The sequence below is a fragment of the Nocardia fodinahabitans genome, assembly GCF_052983615.1.
Genome location: NZ_JBRJJC010000001.1, coordinates 1,957,917 through 1,976,082 on the forward strand (window position 1 = coordinate 1,957,917; position 18,166 = coordinate 1,976,082).

An 18,166-nucleotide genomic window follows, 5' to 3' on the forward strand; every position below is an offset into this window, starting at 1 on the left:
GTTCTCCACCCCCGCGGCCCGGTACCGGGACCGGGAATGCCGACCGGGCGACCTCATCCGCGTCGGAATACCCGTCACGGAGCACCCGGGATTAGTGTCTGATTTCCGCTAGCGACCCGTTCGGTCTGCGGGCATTGTGGAACCCGTGACGATCACGGCTTTGGACTTCGAGCGCTGCTACCGGGCGGTCTCGACCCGGGACTCCCGCTTCGACGGGCAGTTCTTCACCGCGGTGCGCACGACCGGCATCTACTGCAGGCCCTCCTGCCCCGCGATCACGCCCAAGCGGGCCAATGTCTCGTTCCTACCCACCGCCGCGGCGGCCCAGCAGGCCGGGTATCGCGCCTGTCGCCGGTGCCTACCCGATGCCGCGCCGGGTTCGCCGCTGTGGAATGTCCGGGCCGATCTGGCCGCGCGGGCCATGCGGCTGATCGGGGACGGGGTGATCGAGCGCGGCGGGGTGCCCGCGCTCGCCTCGACCCTCGGCTACTCCCAGCGACAGCTCACCCGGGTACTCACCACGGAGCTCGGCGCGGGCCCGCTGGCCCTGGCCAGGGCGCATCGCGCGCACACCGCGCGGCTGCTGATCCAGACCACCGAGATGCCCATGTCCGACATCGCCTTCGCGGCGGGATTCGCCAGTATCCGCCAGTTCAACGACACCGTGCGCGAGGTGTTCGCGGTCAGCCCGACGACCATGCGCACCGAGTCACGGCGCTCGCCGCGCTCCGATGTGGTCGCGCCCGCCGCGCCGGGGCTGCTCACGCTGCGCCTGCCGTATCGGGAGCCGCTCGACACCGCGTGGCTGTCGTGGTTCCTGTCGGCGCACACGGTGCCGGGCATGGAGCTGTGGGAGGACGGCGTCTACACGCGCGGGCTGCGAACTCCGCACGGGCACGCCACCGTTCGGCTGTCGTTCCAGCCCGGACATGTGCGCGCCGAACTGACCTTGCGGGACATGCGCGATCTGGCGCCGACGGTGGCGCGGGTGCGGCACCTGCTCGACCTGGACGCCGATCCGCAGGGAATCGATGAAGGTCTCGGCATCGCCGCGCCGCACGCGGACAACGGACTTCGCGATCTCGCGACGGTGTCGTCCACAGCCGCAATGATTCCCGGCAAGGGGTTGAGCCACGGCATCCGGGTCCCCGGCTGTCTCGACGGGCCGGAGCTGCTGCTTCGCACCATGATCGGCCAGCAGATCTCGGTCCAGGCGGCGGCGACGCACACCGCGCGACTGGTCGACGCGCTCGGCGAACGGATCGACGGTCCGGCGCCCAGACTGTTCCCCACACCCGAAGCGATCGCCGAGCGCGGCGCGGAGGTGCTGACCGGCCCGGCCCGCCGGGTGTCGGCCATCGTGGCGGCGGCGCGCGCGATGGCCGACGGCGAACTGGTCCTGCACTCCGGCCGCACGACGGCCGAGCTCCGCCGCGACCTGCTCGCCCTGGCCGGCGTCGGGCCGTGGACGGCCGACTACGTCACCATGCGCCTGCTCGCCGATCCGGACATCCTGCTCGGCACCGACCTGGTCGTGCGCCAGGGCGCGGCGCTGGCCGGCCTCGACCTCGACCACACCACCCGCTGGGCGCCCTGGCGCTCCTACCTGTCCATGCACCTGTGGAAGACGGCGCTCGAACATCGCGGCGTCATCGCCGCGTCCCGCCGTTCCCGACCCGTCAACGGAAGCGAAGCATCATGACCGACAACAGCATTCGACGCGCCGACGTCGCGACCGTCATCACGCCGATCGGCCCGTTCACCACGATCGTCGATACCGACGGTGCGGTGCTCGGCTCGGGCTGGACCGATGATCCGACCGAACTCACCAGCGTCATCCACCCCACGTTGCGTCCCACCGAGCTGCGACTGCGGGATTCGCTCGGCGAGGTCACCCGGGCGGTGACCGACTATCACGCAGGCGAGTTGACCGCGATCGACGCGATCACCGTGCGACAGCGCTCCGGCGAGTTCCTGACCCACGCGTGGGAGGTCCTGCGCAAGGTGCCCGCGGGCGAGCCGATCACCTATACCGAGTTCGCCGGGCTGTCCGGTCGCCCGGACGCGACCAGGGCCGCCGCGAACGCCTGCGCGCGCAATGCGGCGGCGCTGTTCGTGCCATGTCATCGGGTGCTGCGGATCGGTGGGGCGCTGGGCGGATTCCGCTGGGGACTCGATGCCAAGCGGTGGTTGCTCGCGCACGAATCCTGAGGTCGAGCGCACCGAGGCGGGCTCGCGACCGGATGGGCCGCTCACATACGAGAGCCGAGCCGCTGGATAGCCGACACGCCGCAACGAATCAGTCCAGTACCTCACGATTGGCTCTTTTGTGAGGTCCAGTGGGCCGGGATTCTGGTACCCATGCTCACTCGTCGCCTGATCGCGCTCTACACCGGTCTGTGGTTGTACGGGACGTCGATGGCGGTGATGATCCGGGCCGGGCTCGGGCTCGATCCGTGGGACGTCTTCCACCAGGGTGTCGCCGCGCACGTGCCCCTGAGTTTCGGCGCCGTCACCGCGGTGACCGGTGTCGTCGTGCTGCTCGCGTGGATTCCGCTCCGCCAGATGCCCGGCCTGGGCACGGTCAGCAATGTGATCGTGATCGGGGTGTCGGTCGATGCCGGGCTGTGGCTGATCCCGGAGGCCGATGCCCTCTGGACGCGGGTGGCGGCGATGGCGCTCGCCGTGACCGTGAACGCCGCGGCGACCGTGCTCTACATCGGCGCCGGGATGGGTCCAGGACCTCGCGATGGACTGATGACTGGCCTGGTCGCCCGGACCGGGTGGCCGGTCTGGTCGGTCCGCACCGGCATCGAGGCGACAGTGCTGACCACCGGGTGGCTGCTCGGCGGCAGTGTCGGGATCGGCACGCTGGTCTACGCCTTCGGCATCGGGCCGCTGATCCAGCTGATGATCCCGTATGTCGACGGGTGGTTGCCGGGGTTCGCGCCGAAGGCCGGTGGCGAGGTCCGGGCCGATCCGGTGCCCGAACCGACCGCCTGATCGGCGCAGGCCCGGGGCGAAACCACCGCTTGATCGGCAGCTGCCCGGGGCGAGCGGCGTCGTCAGGCGACAGTCGCTTGGAGGTGCGAGCCGGTCCGGCCGCGCAGGACGTGTAGTCGGCTGGGAATCCGCTGACGCATCTCGTCGACATGGCTGACCACTCCGACGACGCGACCGCCGGCCCGCAGTTCGTCCAGGACACCCATCACCGCGTCGAGGGTGTCGGCGTCGAGACTGCCGAAGCCCTCGTCGATGAACAGGGTGTCCAGGACCAGGCCGCCCGCCTCGGCTGCGACCACATCCGCCAGGCCCAGCGCCAAAGCCAGTGAGGCCATGAAGGTCTCACCACCGGAGAGGGTCTTCGCGGACCGGACCGCACCGGTGTAGTCGTCGCGGACGTCGAGGCCGAGACCACCGCGCCTGCCACGCGGACCCGCCTTGTCGGAGTGCACGAATTCGTAGCGGCCGCCCGACATCCGGCGCAGCCGCAGCGAACCCGCGACCGCGACCTCCTCGAGGCGCGCGGCGAGCACATAGGAGCGCAACGACATCCGGCGATTGTTCTCGCCCCGCCCCGCGACCACGTCGGCCAGCGTGGCCAGCTCGTCGAAATCGCGCTGCTTGGGCGCGATTCGCTCGACCTCGCCCCAGAGCTGGGTCCCCAGCTGTTCGAGCTGCGCGACCCGCTCGGCGGCCGCCGACTCGGCCGCCACCGCCGCGGTGAGCGCGGACTGGGCGTCGGCGAAGCGCTGTTCCAGCGCGGCCAGGTCGGCCGGGACCTGCTCGGCCACCGCCTGGATCTGCGGTTCGGCGAGGACAGCTTCGGCATGGGCGCGGGCCCGGTCGGCCGCGGTGAGTTCGGCCTCGATCGCCGACTGCTGCGCCGCGGTGCGTGCGAGCGCGGTGACGAGCTGGGCGTACGCCGTGAGCAGGACGATGTCATCCCGCTGCGGTACGGGTTCGGGCTCCGGTTCGGGTTCGTCGTCGGTCGGATCGTCGTCGAAAAGGTCGAACAGGGTGGGCATCTCGGGCTCTACGCGTACCGGGCGCGCGGCTCGTGTGGGACGGGATCGCGGATTGTCCACGCTGTCAGCGGATTCGTCATCGCCGGCCTGCGCGTCGATGTCACCGGAGGACTCCCCCACCCCGACTCCGCTGTCGGACGGCGAAGATCCGCTGCCGTCGACTACTACCGCCGCTCCGTTCGCGGGCACCGAAACCGCCACACCATCATCGGGTGCCGAGGCTCGAGCTCCGTCGTCGGAGGTCAACTCTCGAGCATCATTGGCAGTCAACGACTTCGGCTCCGACCCCACGGTGTCGACAGTTGTTGAAGTCGCACCGGAACCGTCAGCAGCCGGGGCAGTCGCGGCTGTGGCGGCGCCATCAGCAGTCGCAGGTGTGGCGCTACCGTCGGCAGCCGCAGCCGTGGCGCTACCGTCGCCAGCCGCAGCCGTGGCGCTACCGTCGCCAGCCGCAGCCGTGGCGCTACCGTCGCCAGCCGCAGCCGTGGCACTGCCGTCGCCGGTCGCAGCCGAAGCGCTACCGTCACCAGCCGCGGCCGTGGCACTGCCGTCGCCGGTCGCAGCTGTGACCGCGCCAGCGGCCGTCGCCTCGTGCGGCACGGCGACCGGGGTAGTGCCGGTCCGTTCGTATCCCTCGGGCACGAAACCGGCTGCCTGGGCGAGGTTCTCGACGCGGGTGGCGATGCGGCGGACGGCGTCGCGGGCGGCGGCTTCCTCGGTGCGGGCGGTGCGCAGGGTGGTGGCGGCGGTGATGAGGGATTCGAGGCGCGTGGTGCGGGTGTCGACCGAATCGTCGGCGCCTGCGGCGGTGCGCAGGCGGAGGGTGAGTTCGTCGAGGCGAGTGCGGGTGGCGGTGATGGTCGCGGTGACGGTGCCGAGGCGGGCATCGAGGTCGCGGGACTGCTCGTGCAGGGTGGTTTCCTCGGCCCGCAGGGTGTCGAGGCGGGTGGTGAGGGCGGCGACGCGGGCGGCGCTGTCGGCGGCGTCGTCGAAGCGGTGGGTGGCGGTGCGGACGGCGTCGGCCAGGGTGACCGGGTCGGCATCGCCGCCGCGGGCGGTCAGTGCCTCGATCTCGCGTTCGATGACGCCGATGCGCTCGGCGATCCGGTCGCGCGCGGCCTCGGCCGCCTGCTCGGCGGCGGTGGCGGCGTCCTCGGCGTCCTTGGACACCGCGTCGTCGGTGGGGCGCGCGGGATCGGGATGCTCGGCCGATCCGCACACCGTGCACGGCGCGCCGGCCGACAGCGCACCCGCGAGTTCGGCGGCCATGCCCGCCAAACGGCGGGTGCGCAGGTCGAGCACGCGCTCCCTGGCGTCGAGATGGGTCCGTCGCGCAGCGTCGAACTCGGCCTGCGCCCGGTCCAAGGCCGGTCGCTGCGCGGCCAACTCGACGGCGGCCGCCGCGGACTCCTGCCACTTGCCGAGCTCGGTCCGCAGCCCGGGCAGTGCGGCGGCGGCATCGGTGGCCTCGCGCAACTGCTCCCCCGCGCCGGCGATCACGGCGGGCAGATCGGCACGGCGCTGCGCGAATTCGCCCGCACGCTGGGTCAGGCGCGCCGCTTCGGCCTCGTGCGCGGTGAGATCCACGGCGAGCTGACGAGCGAGCTCGGCATCGGCCCTGACCTCACCGAGCACGCCGAGCAGGGCGTTCCACTGGCTCACCGCGCCGTCGAGGTCACCCTCGACTTCGCGCACCCGGCCGAGATCCGCTCGCCGCACACCGCGTGGACCGGATCGCCGTCCGGCGATTTCCGGCGATCCGCTGTCGGTACCCACGTCGCCATCGGCCCGCGTATCCCCCAGGCCATCAGCGGAATTCAATCCCTCGGCAGGCACGGCGGTGGCGTCATCGAGGACCACCGTCAGCAAGTCCAGCCCCGCGATATCGGCGGCGGCCTCGGCACCCAGCTGAACGGCCAGTTCACCGGCGACGGCCCGGGTCGACGCCTCCGCGCGACGCAGCGCGCGCACCGCCGAGCGCGCCTCGTCGATGGCGTGCACCACCGGCTCGGCCCGGCGAGCCTGTTCGAGTTCGCGTTCCAGCTCGGCCCGACGCGGGGCATCGGCGGTGTAGGTGGTCAGTTCCGCGCGGGCCGCCGCCATCCGGGCGTGCAATCCGGCGACGCGACGCTGCTCCTCGGCCTCGGCGCGAGCTTCGGCCGACTCCTTCTGGCGGAGTTCGGCATTCGCGTTCGCCTCGGCCAGTGCGGTGCGTGCGGTGGCCAGCAGGTCCTGGGACCAGGCCACCGCGTCGGGCAGCCCGACGGATTCCGCGCCGCCGTAGCCCGCGGCCATGCCGACCTTGGTGATCAACCGATCGATGCCCTGCGTGCGCGCGGTGAGATCGGCCTCCGCCGCCCGGCGCCGGTCCGCCAGCCAGGTCTCGGCGGTGCCGAATCGCTGGGTGTCGAAGAGCTTTTCGAGCAGCTTCTCCCGGTCCTCGTTCTCCGCGCGCAGGAACTTGGCGAAATCACCCTGGGGCAGCAGCACGACCTGGAAGAACTGGTCGGCGCTCATGCCGAGCAGGCGGACGACCTCCTCGCCGATATCGGTGAGCCTGGACAGGTTCTCGCCCGACCCGTCGAGCCATTCCAGGGTGCCCTTGGCCTGCACCTCCGTGAACCGGGTGCTGTCGCGGCTGCTCGGCCGTTCGAACGCCGGGCTGCGGGTGAGCCGCAGACGGCGGCCGCCCAGGGTGGCTTCGAGGGTGACCTTCGGCGGCGTCTGCGGGTCGGCGTGATCGGAGTGCAGTCGCTTACCCTCCCCGCGCGCGCCGGGCACCCGCCCGTACAGCGCGAAGGCGATGGCGTCGAGAATGCTGGTCTTGCCCGCGCCGGTGTGGCCGTGCAGCAGGAACAGGCCGTCCGCGCCGAGGACATCGAAATCCACGACGGTGGATTCGGCGAAGGGACCGAACGCGACCATCTCCAGTCGATGCAGTCTCACGCCGCGCCACCGTCCGCGCCGCCACGCGCAGCGCTCACGCGGTCACCTCCATGGCCTCGAATTCGTCGGTCGCACGCCGGGTTTCGGCACGCCCCGCATCGGGCTCGCGCACCGCGGCGGCCAGCGCACGCTCCACCCACCTCATCTCGCCTCCGGTCGGCTCCCCACGCACATCGGTCAGGAAACTCGCCGCGACCTCGACATCGCGGCGGCCGTGCACCCGCTCGCGGTAGCGCAGCTCCGGATTGCCCTCGGGCCGAACCCATTCCACGTGCACCGCGTGCGGGAACCGCTCGCGCAGTTTACGCATCGGGTCGACCGGGCGGGTGCTGTCGGTGAGCGTCGCCGAGACGTAATGCGATTCGGCGTCGGCGAATCCGGCCGCAGTGAGCAACTCGTCGAGGGTGCCGGTGAGCTTGCTGAGCCCACGCACCAGCGGTAGATCGCGGCGCCGCACCGCGGCCAGGCCGTCGGCGTCGAGGTCGACGATCCAGACCGCTTTGCGGTGGGTGTTCTCGGCGAACGAGTACGGCAGTGGAGAACCGCTGTAGCGCACCGACTCCGAGAGGGTCTGCGGCGAATGCAGGTGGCCCAGCGCCACATAGTCGATCCCGTCGAACGCCGACATCGACACCGTCTCGACCCCACCCACCGAGATCGATCGCTCCGACCCCGTCGCCTCCCCGCCGACGACGAACGCGTGCGCGAGCACGACGGTGCGCGTGCCGGGGCGGCCCGCCAGATCGGCGCGGATGCGGCCCATCGCGGCGTCGAGAATTTCGGCGTGCGAACGGGCCTGCGGCACACCGAGTTCGGCGCGGGTGATCTCCGGCTCCAGATACGGGATCCCGTAGAACGCCACCTCGCCGTCGTCGTCGGCCAGCAGGACCGGCCGGTCGGCATCGGCCACCCGGGTGCACAGATGCAATCCACCCGCCGCGGCGAAGCTGGCGCCCGCACCCAGCCGGGCGGGCGAATCGTGATTGCCCGAGGTCGCGACGATCACCGCGCCCGCGGCCCGGATCGCCTCGAACCCGCGATTGCAGACCGCGATCGCGTCGGCGTTCGGGATGGACCGGTCGTAGACGTCACCCGGGACGACGACCACGTCGACCGACTCCGACGCGACCAGCTCCGCGATCGATGCCAGCACCGCCGCCTGGTCGGCTAGCAGGTCGACACCGTGGAAGGTGCGCCCGATGTGCCAGTCGGAGGTGTGCAGGATCCGCATGCCGCGAAACTTAGGCCACACCCCCGACAGAATTCAATCGACGCACCCTGCGAGTGTGCCGCACCGGCGCGTCACCACGCCCGGGTTGCTCGCTGATTGCGAGTTTGTCGGTGGCTTCCGGCACTATCGCCGCTATGACCGCCTCGATGCTCGTCGCGCTCGTCTTGGTATTCGCTGCCGGGTTCGGTCTCGGCTGGTTGGGGCATTCCGCCCGGGGCGGGCAGCGTGCCGCCGCGGCGGAGGCCAGGCTCGCCGCGGCCGGGGACAATCAACGGTTGCTGCAGCAATCACTACACGCGGCGAACGAGGATGCGGCGCGCAGGCATTCGGCCGCGATCGGCGCGATGGTCGATCCGCTACGTGATGCGGTCGGCGCGCTCGAGCAGCAGATCCGCCAGGTCGAGCACCATCGGATCGACGCGTACTCGGGTCTGCGGGAGCAGGTCGCGGGAATGCAGCGCACCTCGCACCGGCTCTCCGATCAGACCGGGCAGCTGGTCGCGGCGCTGCGCGCGCCCCAGGTCCGCGGCCGCTGGGGCGAGATCCAGCTGGAGCGGGTGGTCGAGCTGGCGGGTATGACCAGGCACTGCGATTTCGACACCCAGGTGTACCGGGCCGGCGCCGACGATCGCGGTGGGGTGCGACCGGATCTGGTGGTGCGGCTCGCGGGCGGCAGGCACATCGTGGTCGACGCGAAGGTCCCGTTCACCGCCTACCTCGACGCCGCGACCACCGACGACCCCACCGCCCGCGACCAGCTGCTGGCCCGGCACGCCAAGCATCTGCGCGCCCACGTCGACCAGCTGGCCGACAAGGCGTACTGGGCGGCGTTCGATCCGGCGCCCGAGTTCGTCGTCCTGTTCGTGCCGGGCGATCCGTTCCTCGACGCCGCGCTCACCACCGACGCGGGCCTGCTGGAGTACGCGTTCGGGCGGAACGTGATCCTGGCAACCCCCACTACGCTCATCGCGCTGCTGCGGACGGTCGCGTTCAGCTGGCGACAGGAAGCGCTGTCTCGCGATATGGCAACGGTGCAGCAATTGGGCAAGGAGCTCTACACCCGGGTCGGCAAGGTGGCCGACCATCTGGACAATCTCGGGGTGAATCTCGGTAAGGCGGTAGCGGCTTTCAACGCCACCGTCGGCTCGGTCGAGTCGCGGGTGCTGGTCACCGCGCGCCGGATGCACGATCACGGCATCGGCGATCAGGAGCTCCCGGCAATTCGGTTGACCGAGGCCAGACCGCGGGCCGTGGCCTTCGCCGACGCCGAGGATCGCCACTGAGATCCCCGTGCCGCAGCGCCTGACGGCGCGTTGTGCGGTTAGTGTCATGGTGTGGCTGCTTCCCAACGTGCGCGACCCCGGGTGCCCGCGCCGCAACGTTCGATCCTGCCCTCGGTACCCGGCATCCCCGCCTGGGCCGCGATTCTGCTTGCCGCGGGCATGACGATGTTCGGGTTCGTGATCGACGCGATCGGGGGCGAGACCTACCCGACGGGCACCTTCTCCGCGCTGTATGTGCTCGGCTGTGTGCTGGCCGTCTGCGCGGTGCGGTTCCGCGGGCTGTTCTCCACCATGGTCATGCCGCCGCTGCTGCTGTTCGTCGCGGTGCCGGTGGCCTGCCAGCTGCTGGGTGGGCGCGCCACCACCTCCATCAAAGACGTGCTGATGAACCTGATCATCCCGCTGGTGGAGCGCTTCCCGACGATGATGCTGGCCACCGTGCTGGTGCTGGCCATCGGTGGCGCGCGGATCGCGATCGCCAAGCGCACACCCGCCACCGCCCGCCCGCTCTCCGCCGAACGCCAGACCGAGCGCAAGCCGGTCAAGCGCCGCCGTCCCGAGACCCCGAGCGACACCGGTCGCCAGCGCACCCGCCGCGCCACCGCCGTCCTGGACGACCCGGCCACCGAGGTCGACATGGCCGGCCCGGCCCGCCGCGCCCCGCGCGCGACCGAACCCAAGCGCGCGCCCGCCGCGGCCAGGACCAGGGAACCGCGCGCCGGCCGCAACGCCGCCCCCCGCGAGGCCGAACCCGCGCGCGCCCCGCGCCGCAGACCCGACCCGCAGCCGCAGCCGCACCCACAGCCGACGGTGCGCTATCGCGATCGCGCCGACACCGGCCGCACCGAACGGCGCAGGCCCGACAACGGGTGAGAAACCAGCAATCCCCCGCCGCGAGCACGCGACGGGGGATTCTCTTTATCTGTCGGTCCGGCGTCAGCCCTGGGCCGGAGTATCGCGGCGCGACGCGCGCAGCTCACGCGGCAGCGCGAACACCAGCGTCTCGTTGGCCGTCGTCACCGGCTGCACCTCGCCGAAGCCGTGCTCGGCCAGCAGATCGAGCACGCCGGTCACCAGGATCTCCGGCACCGACGCGCCCGAGGTGATGCCGATCGTGCGCACCCCGTCGAGCCAGGCGAGATCGACCTCGCGGGCGTAGTCGACCAGGTACGCGGCCCGTGCGCCCGCCCCGAGGGCGACCTCGACCAGCCGCACCGAGTTGGAGGAGTTGCGCGAGCCGACCACGATCACCAGATCGCATTCGGGCGCCATCGCCTTCACCGCGGTCTGCCGGTTGGAGGTGGCGTAGCAGATGTCGTCGCTGGGCGGATCCTGCAGCGTCGGGAACCGTTCGCGCAGCCGCTGGACCGTCTCCATGGTCTCGTCGACCGACAGCGTGGTCTGCGAGAGCCAGATCACCTTCGACGGATCGCGCACGGTGACCTTGTCCACCGAGTCGGGACCGTCGACCAGCTGCACGTGCTCGGGTGCCTCGCCCGCGGTGCCCTCGACCTCCTCGTGGCCCTCGTGGCCGATCAGCAGGATGTCGTAGTCGTCGCGGGCGAAGCGCTTGGCCTCCTGGTGCACCTTGGTGACCAGCGGGCAGGTCGCGTCGATGGTCCGCAGGTTCCGCTCGGCGGCGGTCTCGTGCACGATCGGCGCCACCCCGTGAGCGGAGAACACGACCAGCGCGCCCTCCGGTACCTCGTCGGTCTCGTCCACGAAGACGACGCCGCGCTCACGTAGCGTCTCCACCACGTGCCGGTTGTGCACGATCTCCTTGCGCACGTAGATCGGGGCGCCGTGCTTGTCCAGCGCCTTCTCCACGGTCTCGACGGCGCGGTCGACGCCTGCGCAGTAGCCGCGCGGCTCGGCCAGCAGCACGCGCTTGCCACCGGCAGCGGACGCGCCCGCGGAGCGCGTGATACCGACGTTCAAGGGAATTGCCGAGGTCATAGTGCACAGCTTACGTGCGCCGTGCGGGCGGGATCAGGGCGGATAGCGGGGCGAAAGTCACATCGGGGCGGTCTGGACCTTTGCATCACAGGCGGTTTGCGGCAGGCTGGGACCATGTTCCGTCCTCCGTACCTGGCCCGGGTCGCCGCCGGTGCCGCTGTCTACGCCGTAGAAGAGACCAGGCGGCTGCCCGTCGCCGCGGTCAACTTCCCGATCACCGCGCTGAGCCGCGTGCTGCAGACCACCATGCACGTGCAGCAGTTCGTCACCAGCCTCGCGCTCAAGGGCGACGGCCTGTTCGAACGTCTGGGTTCGGCCCCGCAGGAGCAGCCCGCGTGGGCCACCTTCGACGAGGACGTCGCGCCCGAGCCGACCGTGTCGGCCAACGGCCAGGCCAGCCGCTTCGATCTGTTCACCGAGGAGCTCCCGGCCGAGCAGACCAACGGCAAGGCCGCGCCCGCGTCGCTGCTGCTGCTCGAGTCCGAGGCGCCCACCGAGGAGCCTGCGGCCGAGCCGGAGCCCGAGGAGGTGCAGGCCCCCGAGGTCGCCATCCGCTACGACTACCCGGCGATGACGCTGGCTCAGCTGCGCGCCCGGCTGCGCATGCTGACCGTCGAGGAGCTGGCCCAGCTGCTGGACTTCGAGCAGCAGACCCGCGCCCGCGCGCCGTTCGTCACCATGCTGACCAACCGGATCGCGACGGTCCAGGCGCAGTAGCCCACCGCCTTCGCAGCGACCGCAATCCGCGCCGACGCGCCGGTTGCGGTCGCTTTTGTTTGTGTCGGTAGCGCCGCGTATACCTGACGTATGACTGAGGACGGCTCCCCGGCGAGCTCCGACGCGGCCGCGCAGGCGGGCGCACCGGGCAGTTCGGCGGAGCAGCCGTGGCCGGTGCGCTCGATCGCGGTGAAGGTCGCGCAGTGGATCGACCGGCTCGGCAGTGTGTGGGTGGAGGGCCAGGTCACCCAGATCAGTCTGCGGCCCGGCACCCGCACGGCGTTCCTGGTGCTGCGCGACACCTCGGCGGACATGTCGCTGTCGGTGACGTGCGATCCGGAGTTGTTGCGGCGCAGCCCCGTTCCGCTCACCGAGGGCAGCCGGGTGGTGGTCTACGGCAAGCTGCAGTTCTTCACCGGCCGGGGCACGCTGTCGCTGCGGGTCACCGAGATCCGGCCGGTCGGCATCGGCGAACTGCTCGCCCGGATCGAGCGGCTCAAGGCGCTGCTGTCGGCGGAGGGGCTGTTCGATCCACGGCGCAAGCGGCCGTTGCCGTTTCTGCCCGGCACCGTCGGGCTGATCACCGGGCGGGCGAGCGCGGCCGAACGCGACGTGCTCACCGTCGCCCAGAACCGCTGGCCCGCAGTGCGTTTCGTCGTGAAGAACACGCCGGTGCAGGGTCCGACGGCGGTGCCGCAGATGCTGGAGGCGCTGGCCGCCCTCGATCGCGATCCGGCCGTCGACGTGATCGTGCTCGCCCGCGGCGGCGGCAGCACCGAGGACCTGCTGCCGTTCTCCGACGAGGCGCTGTGCCGGGCCATCGCCGCCGCGACCACCCCGATCGTCAGCGCGATCGGGCACGAACCCGACGCTCCGCTGAGCGATCTCGTCGCCGACGTGCGCGCCGCCACCCCCACCGACGCCGCCAAGCGGATCGTCCCCGACGCCGCCGCCGAACTCGCCGGCGTGCGCGAGATGCGGGCTCGCTCGGCCGCGGCGCTGCGCGGCTGGGTCCAGCGCGAGACCCACATCATCGCCCAGTTGCGTTCGCGCCCGGTGCTCGCCGATCCGCTGCGCGAGCTGCGGCATCGTCACGACGAGGTGGAGCGGCTGCGCACCGCGGCCCGGCGCACCGTCGAGCAGACGCTGCGCACCGAGTCGACCGCCGCCGCGCACCTGCGCGAGAAGCTCACCGCCGTCGGTCCCGCCGCGACGCTGGCCCGTGGCTACGCTGTCGTGCAACGCGTCGCCGGACCGCAACGTCACGTGGTCCGCGCGATCGAGGACGCCCCCGCGGGCAGCCAGCTCCGCATCCGCGTCGCCGACGGCGCGGTCACCGCCGCCGCGCTCGGCACCCAGCGCCTGACACCCGCCACCGACGACAAGGGGAAATGACCGTGCCCGACGCCGGAACCGAGCCCGCCGACACCCTCGCCGAGATCGCCGCCTTCGGCTACGAGCGCGCCCGCGACGAACTCGTCAACGTGGTCAAGATGCTCGAACAGGGCGGTCTCGATCTCGACGACTCGCTGGCGCTCTGGGAACGCGGCGAGGCCCTGGCCACCCGCTGCGAACAGCACCTGGCCGGCGCCCGCAAACGCGTCGAGGACGCCATCTCGCACGCCGACGACGCGAGCGAGTAGCCGGGCAACGCCGCCTTTACGGCGACGAAACACGGTGCGGGCACCCTGGTGCGCACGTCTCGACAGCACTGGGAGGCACCGCGATGTCACGTACCGAAGCGCTGACCCGACTGCGCACCGAACTCGGCGCGGTCGACCATTCCGTCGACACGCGCAGGCTGCGCACCAAGAGCCGGGATCGGTTCGCCCAGAGCCCGGTCCTGCGTGATCTGCTGCGCGGCCGCAATGCCGAGATCTTCATCGCCCCGCGCACCAAGGAGGAACTGCGCGTCGCCGTCGCGGCGTGCGCGCGGCATCGGGTCCCGATCACGGTGCGCGGCGCGGGTTCCGGCCAGTTCGGCCAGGGCGTTCCGCTGTCCGGCGGCGCGGTCATCGACGTGACCGCCATCGCCGGTGTCGTCGGCTGGCACGGTGACCGGGCCAGACAGCCACCCCGCACGGTGCGCGCGCTGACCGGCACCGTCGTCGCCGACATCGACGCGACCATCCGCCCGTCCGGCTGGGAACTGCGCATGCACCCCTCGACCGCGCAGCAGGCCACGATCGGCGGCTACATCGCCGGTGGGCACGCCGGTGTCGGCAGCTGCCAGTGGGGCATCCTGCGCGACGCGGGCAATATCACCGCGCTGGAGGTGATGACGGTGGAGGAGCAACCCCGGCTGGTCGAGTTGCGGGGCCGCGAGGTCAACACCGTGCACCACGCCTACGGCGCCAACGGCATCATCACCGAGGTCGAACTGCCCGTCGCGCCCGCCTGGGAGTGGCACGAACTGGTGATCTCGTTCCCGGAGTTCGAGCAGGCCGCCCGCTTCTCGGTCGACCTGGGCACCAGCGACGGCGTGCTCAAGAAGGTCGTCTCCCCGCACGCGCACCCGCTCCCGCGGTACTTCCCCGGCCTGGCCGGGCTGGTCCCCGACGGCGCGGCGATGGTGCTGGTGCTGGCCGCGGTGCAATCGGTGCCGAACGTGGAGGATCTGGTGCACGCGTGCGGCGGGCAGATCCGCTACCGCTGCCTCGAGGGCAAGGGCGTCTACGGCGTGCCGCTCTACGAGTTCACCTGGGGCCATTCGATGCTGCACTACCAGCGCCGCAACGAGAAGCTGACCGGGTTGATGGCGCTGTTCCCGCACGCGGACCTGTACGAGTCGATCGTGCGGGTGCACCGGGAGTTCGCCGACCTCGGGCCGCTGCACGTGGAGATGAAGCGGATCGACGGCGGCCTGTCCTGCCAGGGCTCACCGGTGTTCGAGTACGAGGATCAGGCCCAGCTGGCCGCGATCACCGAGCGGTTGCAGCGGGCCGGGCTCTCGATCGCCAACCCGCACACGCCGGTGCTCCGCGCGGGCGGCATGAAACCGTGGGGACCGCGGGAGATCGCGACCAAACGCGCCTTCGACCCGCACGGCCTGCTCGCGCAGGGCAAGGTCGACGACATTCTCGCCACCGATGTCATCACGACCTCGACGGCCCTGCCCACCTCCGGCTGGACCTACCGGCTCAGCGACACGTCGAGCCGCTGAGCTACTTCGACAGCGGCTGCGCGGCGGTGATCGCCCGCGCCAGCGTCGTGAACGCGGCCTCGTTGCCCGCGCCGGTGATCAGGATCCGGACGCCGCCGAGATCGGTGATCCAGGCGGTCTCCTCGGTCGGCTCGGTGTAGACGACCCACTTCTGCCCGTCGATGTCCTGGGTGCCGGTGGCGTAGCGCGAGCCGAGCACATGCCGGGACAGCGCTTCCTCGGAGGCGGAGGTCTGCGAGTACCGCATGTAGGCGCCCTGCGGGGTCAGGAAGCCGACGGTGCTCACCGGGCCGCCGCCCGAGGTGACGATCGTGTCGCGGCTGCCCGAGTTCGACACCCAGTCCTGCGGCAGATCCGGGTTGCGGATCGCGAAGGGCAGGGTCTTGGCGTCGGACTTCAGCGCCCCGTCGACATCGAAATGCGGCACCTGACCTTGGGTCGGTCCGTTCGTCGCGACGGTGCACTGGCTCGCCGCGCCCGCCAGCACGATCGCGATCAGCACCAGCGGAATCAGCGACCAGAACAGGTCGCGATAGTCGTTGAAGATCCGGTGCTTCTGCTGGGCCACGGCTACCAGTATCCACTCGGGCTCTGACCAGGCCACCGACGGGGCATCGCAGGTCATGCACGGGCGTGCCGATCCTAATGCGACAATTGCCCCCGTACACCAACGCCCAAGGAGGCACTTCGCAATGACGGCATCATCGCCCGCCCCCAGCCGCCGCGAGGCACCCGACCGCAACCTCGCCCTCGAGCTGGTCCGCGTCACCGAGGCAGGTGCGATGGCAGCGGGCCGCTGGGTCGGTCGCGGAGACAAGGAAGGCGGCGACGGCGCGGCCGTCGACGCCATGCGTCAGCTCGTCAGCTCTGTCTCCATGAAGGGCGTCGTCGTCATCGGCGAAGGCGAGAAGGACGAAGCGCCGATGCTGTACAACGGCGAAGCGGTCGGTGACGGCACCGGTCCCGAGGTCGACTTCGCCGTCGACCCGATCGATGGCACCACGCTGATGTCGAAGGGCTCCCCCGGCGCCATCGCGGTGCTCGCGGTCGCCGAGCGCGGCGCCATGTTCGACCCGTCGGCCGTGTTCTACATGCACAAGATCGCCGTCGGCCCCGACGCCGCCGGTTCGATCGACATCACCGCCCCGATCGGCGAGAACATCCGCCGCGTCGCCAAGGCCAAGAAGTCCTCGGTGTCCGACCTCACGGTCTGCATCCTGGACCGCCCCCGCCACGCCGAGATCATCCAGCAGACCCGCGACGCGGGCGCCCGCATCCGGCTGATCTCCGACGGTGACGTCGCCGGCGCCATCGCCGCCGCGCGCCCCGAGTCCGGCGTCGACATCCTGGTCGGCATCGGCGGCACCCCCGAGGGCATCATCGCCGCCGCCGCGCTGCGCTGCCTCGGCGGTGAACTCCAGGGCATGCTCGCCCCCAAGGACGACGAGGAGCGCCAGAAGGCCATCGACGCGGGCCACGACCTGGACCGCGTCCTGTCCACCACCGACCTGGTCGCGGGCGAGAACGTCTTCTTCTGCGCCACCGGCGTCACCGACGGCGACCTCCTGCGCGGCGTCCGCTACTTCGGCGGCGGCGCCTCCACCCAGTCGATCGTCATGCGCTCCAAGTCCGGCACCGTCCGCATGATCGACGCCTACCACCGCCTCACCAAGCTCCGCGAGTACTCTTCCGTCGACTTCGACGGCGACGACAGCGCCAACCCGCCCCTCCCGTGATGTGACGGGCCGCGCACCCCGGTGCGCGGCCCTGTCCTTGATCGATCCCTGCGCGGTTCACTACGGTGGCTCGCAGGGGTACCAGGGGATGGGGGGAACCGACATGAGTGTCATCGACGTGGATTCCGGGCGGTTGCGCTCGGAGATCGCCGCGTTCTACGCCGGGTTCGGGGCACCGGCCGAGTTGTCGGCAGCCTTCGAATCCTCGGCTCTGCTCGTGCCGTTGATCGGCCCCGAGGATCGGGTGTACACCCTCGAATCCGGTGCGGTGCACTGGTTGTGCGCCTTCACCGGCGTCGCAGAATACGCGCATTTCATGACGACCCGCGGCGTCGTCGCCGAGCAGGAATACCGATTCCACACATTCCTCGGCAGCCGCCTCCGTGAGTTCGCCGCGGCCCAGACGGACCCGACCGGCGTCGCGATCGACATGCTGTCCGCGGCGCCCATGGTCTTCCCACCGCAGGTGTCCGAGGAACCGACGACCCGTCACGGACACGGCTGATGTCGGATCTGAATGTCGACCCGGCCCTGTTGAATCAGGCCGCGACCGGCATCACGAGCATTATCAGCGAGCTCTCGGAACTGGGCGTCGGCGAGACCGGCGCGGTCGGCCGAGGATTCTCACAGTTGACGATGTCGGCCATGGAAGCGGGAAAGGCGAACGTGCAGACCACGTTCGAGACCTTCACCGAGCGCTGGTCGTGGGGCATACGCGCGCTGGTCCAATCCGGCAACGAGATCGCCGAGGTCCTCGACCTGTCCGCGGGCCGCTACTACCTCATGGACCAGCAGGCCTCGAACACGCTCAAAGAGATGTTCACCCACCTCGCCGGTAACCCGCACCTCACCGACGAGGAGATCGACAAGAAGTCCTGGGACCAGGTCCTCAGCGAGAACACCTGGAATCTCGCCGCCGATCCCAACTACAGCGGAGCCTCCTTCTCCGAAGCGTTTTCGCACATGGGCGACAACGTGTCGACATTGGGCCAGGTCGGGCAGTACCTGGCGACCAATCCGGACAAGGCGTACTCCCTCGACACGGGTGTGGCCGCCAAGGTCACCCAGATCAACGAAGACAGGCAGAAGGCCGGGGGGCAGTAGTT

16 protein-coding genes are annotated in these 18,166 nt (G+C 70.9%); 12 read left to right on the forward strand and 4 right to left on the reverse strand.

Annotated features, from left to right (window positions below):
* Positions 1-136 precede the first annotated feature (136 nt).
* The 3 genes from NV348_RS09105 (at position 137) to yczE (ending at position 3,003) form a co-directional block, all read left to right on the forward strand.
* Positions 137-1,702 carry an Ada metal-binding domain-containing protein gene (locus tag NV348_RS09105; protein ID WP_447146639.1) on the forward strand — a complete coding sequence of 522 codons (1,566 nt, stop codon included), beginning with the start codon at positions 137-139 and terminating at the stop codon, positions 1,700-1,702.
* On the forward strand, positions 1,699-2,211 hold the full coding sequence (locus NV348_RS09110; protein WP_447146640.1) for a methylated-DNA--[protein]-cysteine S-methyltransferase: 513 nt from the start codon (positions 1,699-1,701) through the stop codon (positions 2,209-2,211). Before NV348_RS09105 ends, NV348_RS09110 begins: the two co-directional genes overlap by 4 nt.
* A gap of 150 nt (positions 2,212-2,361) precedes the next feature.
* Positions 2,362-3,003, forward strand: coding sequence for a membrane protein YczE (gene yczE, locus NV348_RS09115; protein ID WP_447146641.1), 642 nt, complete (start codon positions 2,362-2,364; stop codon positions 3,001-3,003).
* 62 nt (positions 3,004-3,065) lie between these two features.
* On the opposite strand, the gene NV348_RS09120 is transcribed toward yczE, so the two are convergent.
* Positions 3,066-6,974: an AAA family ATPase gene (locus tag NV348_RS09120; RefSeq protein ID WP_447146642.1), complete on the reverse strand. Its 3,909-nt coding sequence runs from the start codon at positions 6,972-6,974 to the stop codon at positions 3,066-3,068.
* Between the two features lie 34 nt (positions 6,975-7,008).
* Entirely contained in the window at positions 7,009-8,205 is a 1,197-nt protein-coding gene (locus tag NV348_RS09125; RefSeq protein WP_447146643.1) for an exonuclease SbcCD subunit D, read from the reverse strand.
* Between the two features lie 134 nt (positions 8,206-8,339).
* On the opposite strand from NV348_RS09125, the gene NV348_RS09130 reads away from it, so the two are divergent.
* Positions 8,340-9,488 carry a DNA recombination protein RmuC gene (locus tag NV348_RS09130; RefSeq protein ID WP_447146644.1) on the forward strand — a complete coding sequence of 383 codons (1,149 nt, stop codon included), beginning with the start codon at positions 8,340-8,342 and terminating at the stop codon, positions 9,486-9,488.
* Between the two features lie 51 nt (positions 9,489-9,539).
* Positions 9,540-10,361 (forward strand): DUF6542 domain-containing protein, encoded by an 822-nt coding sequence (locus NV348_RS09135; protein ID WP_447146645.1) that lies wholly within the window; start codon positions 9,540-9,542, stop codon positions 10,359-10,361.
* Between the two features lie 63 nt (positions 10,362-10,424).
* Here the strand turns inward: NV348_RS09135 and NV348_RS09140 are convergent, their stop codons facing one another.
* A complete protein-coding gene (locus tag NV348_RS09140) occupies positions 10,425-11,444 on the reverse strand; it encodes a 4-hydroxy-3-methylbut-2-enyl diphosphate reductase (RefSeq protein WP_447146646.1) in 1,020 nt (339 codons plus the stop codon).
* Positions 11,445-11,558: 114 nt separating this feature from the next.
* Between NV348_RS09140 and NV348_RS09145 the strand changes: the two genes are divergently transcribed.
* The 4 genes from NV348_RS09145 (at position 11,559) to NV348_RS09160 (ending at position 15,324) form a co-directional block, all read left to right on the forward strand.
* Complete coding sequence (locus NV348_RS09145; protein ID WP_447146647.1) at positions 11,559-12,161, forward strand: lipid droplet-associated protein; 603 nt, start codon at positions 11,559-11,561, stop codon at positions 12,159-12,161.
* A gap of 90 nt (positions 12,162-12,251) precedes the next feature.
* Complete coding sequence (xseA, locus tag NV348_RS09150; RefSeq protein WP_447146648.1) at positions 12,252-13,556, forward strand: exodeoxyribonuclease VII large subunit; 1,305 nt, start codon at positions 12,252-12,254, stop codon at positions 13,554-13,556.
* Positions 13,553-13,804, forward strand: coding sequence for an exodeoxyribonuclease VII small subunit (locus tag NV348_RS09155; protein WP_447146649.1), 252 nt, complete (start codon positions 13,553-13,555; stop codon positions 13,802-13,804). Before xseA ends, NV348_RS09155 begins: the two co-directional genes overlap by 4 nt.
* A gap of 83 nt (positions 13,805-13,887) precedes the next feature.
* The gene (locus tag NV348_RS09160; RefSeq protein WP_447146650.1) at positions 13,888-15,324 is read left to right on the forward strand and encodes an FAD-binding oxidoreductase; all 1,437 of its coding nucleotides are present in this window, start codon (positions 13,888-13,890) and stop codon (positions 15,322-15,324) included.
* Position 15,325: 1 nt separating this feature from the next.
* Here NV348_RS09160 and NV348_RS09165 read toward each other — a convergent pair whose 3' ends face one another.
* Complete coding sequence (locus tag NV348_RS09165) at positions 15,326-15,892, reverse strand: DUF4245 domain-containing protein (protein ID WP_447146651.1); 567 nt, start codon at positions 15,890-15,892, stop codon at positions 15,326-15,328.
* 124 nt (positions 15,893-16,016) lie between these two features.
* Between NV348_RS09165 and glpX the strand changes: the two genes are divergently transcribed.
* The 3 genes from glpX to NV348_RS09180 all read left to right on the forward strand — a co-directional run bounded on the left by glpX (position 16,017) and on the right by NV348_RS09180 (position 18,164).
* Positions 16,017-17,060, forward strand: coding sequence for a class II fructose-bisphosphatase (gene glpX / locus NV348_RS09170; RefSeq protein WP_379089034.1), 1,044 nt, complete (start codon positions 16,017-16,019; stop codon positions 17,058-17,060).
* A 103-nt stretch (positions 17,061-17,163) separates the two neighbouring features.
* On the forward strand, positions 17,164-17,565 hold the full coding sequence (locus tag NV348_RS09175) for a hypothetical protein (RefSeq protein WP_447146652.1): 402 nt from the start codon (positions 17,164-17,166) through the stop codon (positions 17,563-17,565).
* Positions 17,565-18,164: a type VII secretion target gene (locus NV348_RS09180; RefSeq protein WP_447146653.1), complete on the forward strand. Its 600-nt coding sequence runs from the start codon at positions 17,565-17,567 to the stop codon at positions 18,162-18,164. Before NV348_RS09175 ends, NV348_RS09180 begins: the two co-directional genes overlap by 1 nt.
* The last annotated feature ends 2 nt before the right edge of the window (positions 18,165-18,166 follow it).

What these genes read in the sequence shown, in the direction of transcription:
- NV348_RS09110 (WP_447146640.1), top strand. Translation starts at nt 1,699, where the DNA reads ATGACCGACAACAGCATTCGACGCGCCGACGTCGCGACCGTCATCACG.
- yczE (WP_447146641.1), top strand. Translation starts at nt 2,362, where the DNA reads ATGCTCACTCGTCGCCTGATCGCGCTCTACACCGGTCTGTGGTTGTAC.
- NV348_RS09125 (WP_447146643.1), bottom strand. Translation starts at nt 8,205, where the DNA reads ATGCGGATCCTGCACACCTCCGACTGGCACATCGGGCGCACCTTCCAC.
- NV348_RS09130 (WP_447146644.1), top strand. Translation starts at nt 8,340, where the DNA reads ATGACCGCCTCGATGCTCGTCGCGCTCGTCTTGGTATTCGCTGCCGGG.
- NV348_RS09140 (WP_447146646.1), bottom strand. Translation starts at nt 11,444, where the DNA reads ATGACCTCGGCAATTCCCTTGAACGTCGGTATCACGCGCTCCGCGGGC.
- NV348_RS09145 (WP_447146647.1), top strand. Translation starts at nt 11,559, where the DNA reads ATGTTCCGTCCTCCGTACCTGGCCCGGGTCGCCGCCGGTGCCGCTGTC.
- xseA (WP_447146648.1), top strand. Translation starts at nt 12,252, where the DNA reads ATGACTGAGGACGGCTCCCCGGCGAGCTCCGACGCGGCCGCGCAGGCG.
- NV348_RS09155 (WP_447146649.1), top strand. Translation starts at nt 13,553, where the DNA reads ATGACCGTGCCCGACGCCGGAACCGAGCCCGCCGACACCCTCGCCGAG.
- NV348_RS09160 (WP_447146650.1), top strand. Translation starts at nt 13,888, where the DNA reads ATGTCACGTACCGAAGCGCTGACCCGACTGCGCACCGAACTCGGCGCG.
- glpX (WP_379089034.1), top strand. Translation starts at nt 16,017, where the DNA reads ATGACGGCATCATCGCCCGCCCCCAGCCGCCGCGAGGCACCCGACCGC.
- NV348_RS09175 (WP_447146652.1), top strand. Translation starts at nt 17,164, where the DNA reads ATGAGTGTCATCGACGTGGATTCCGGGCGGTTGCGCTCGGAGATCGCC.
- NV348_RS09180 (WP_447146653.1), top strand. Translation starts at nt 17,565, where the DNA reads ATGTCGGATCTGAATGTCGACCCGGCCCTGTTGAATCAGGCCGCGACC.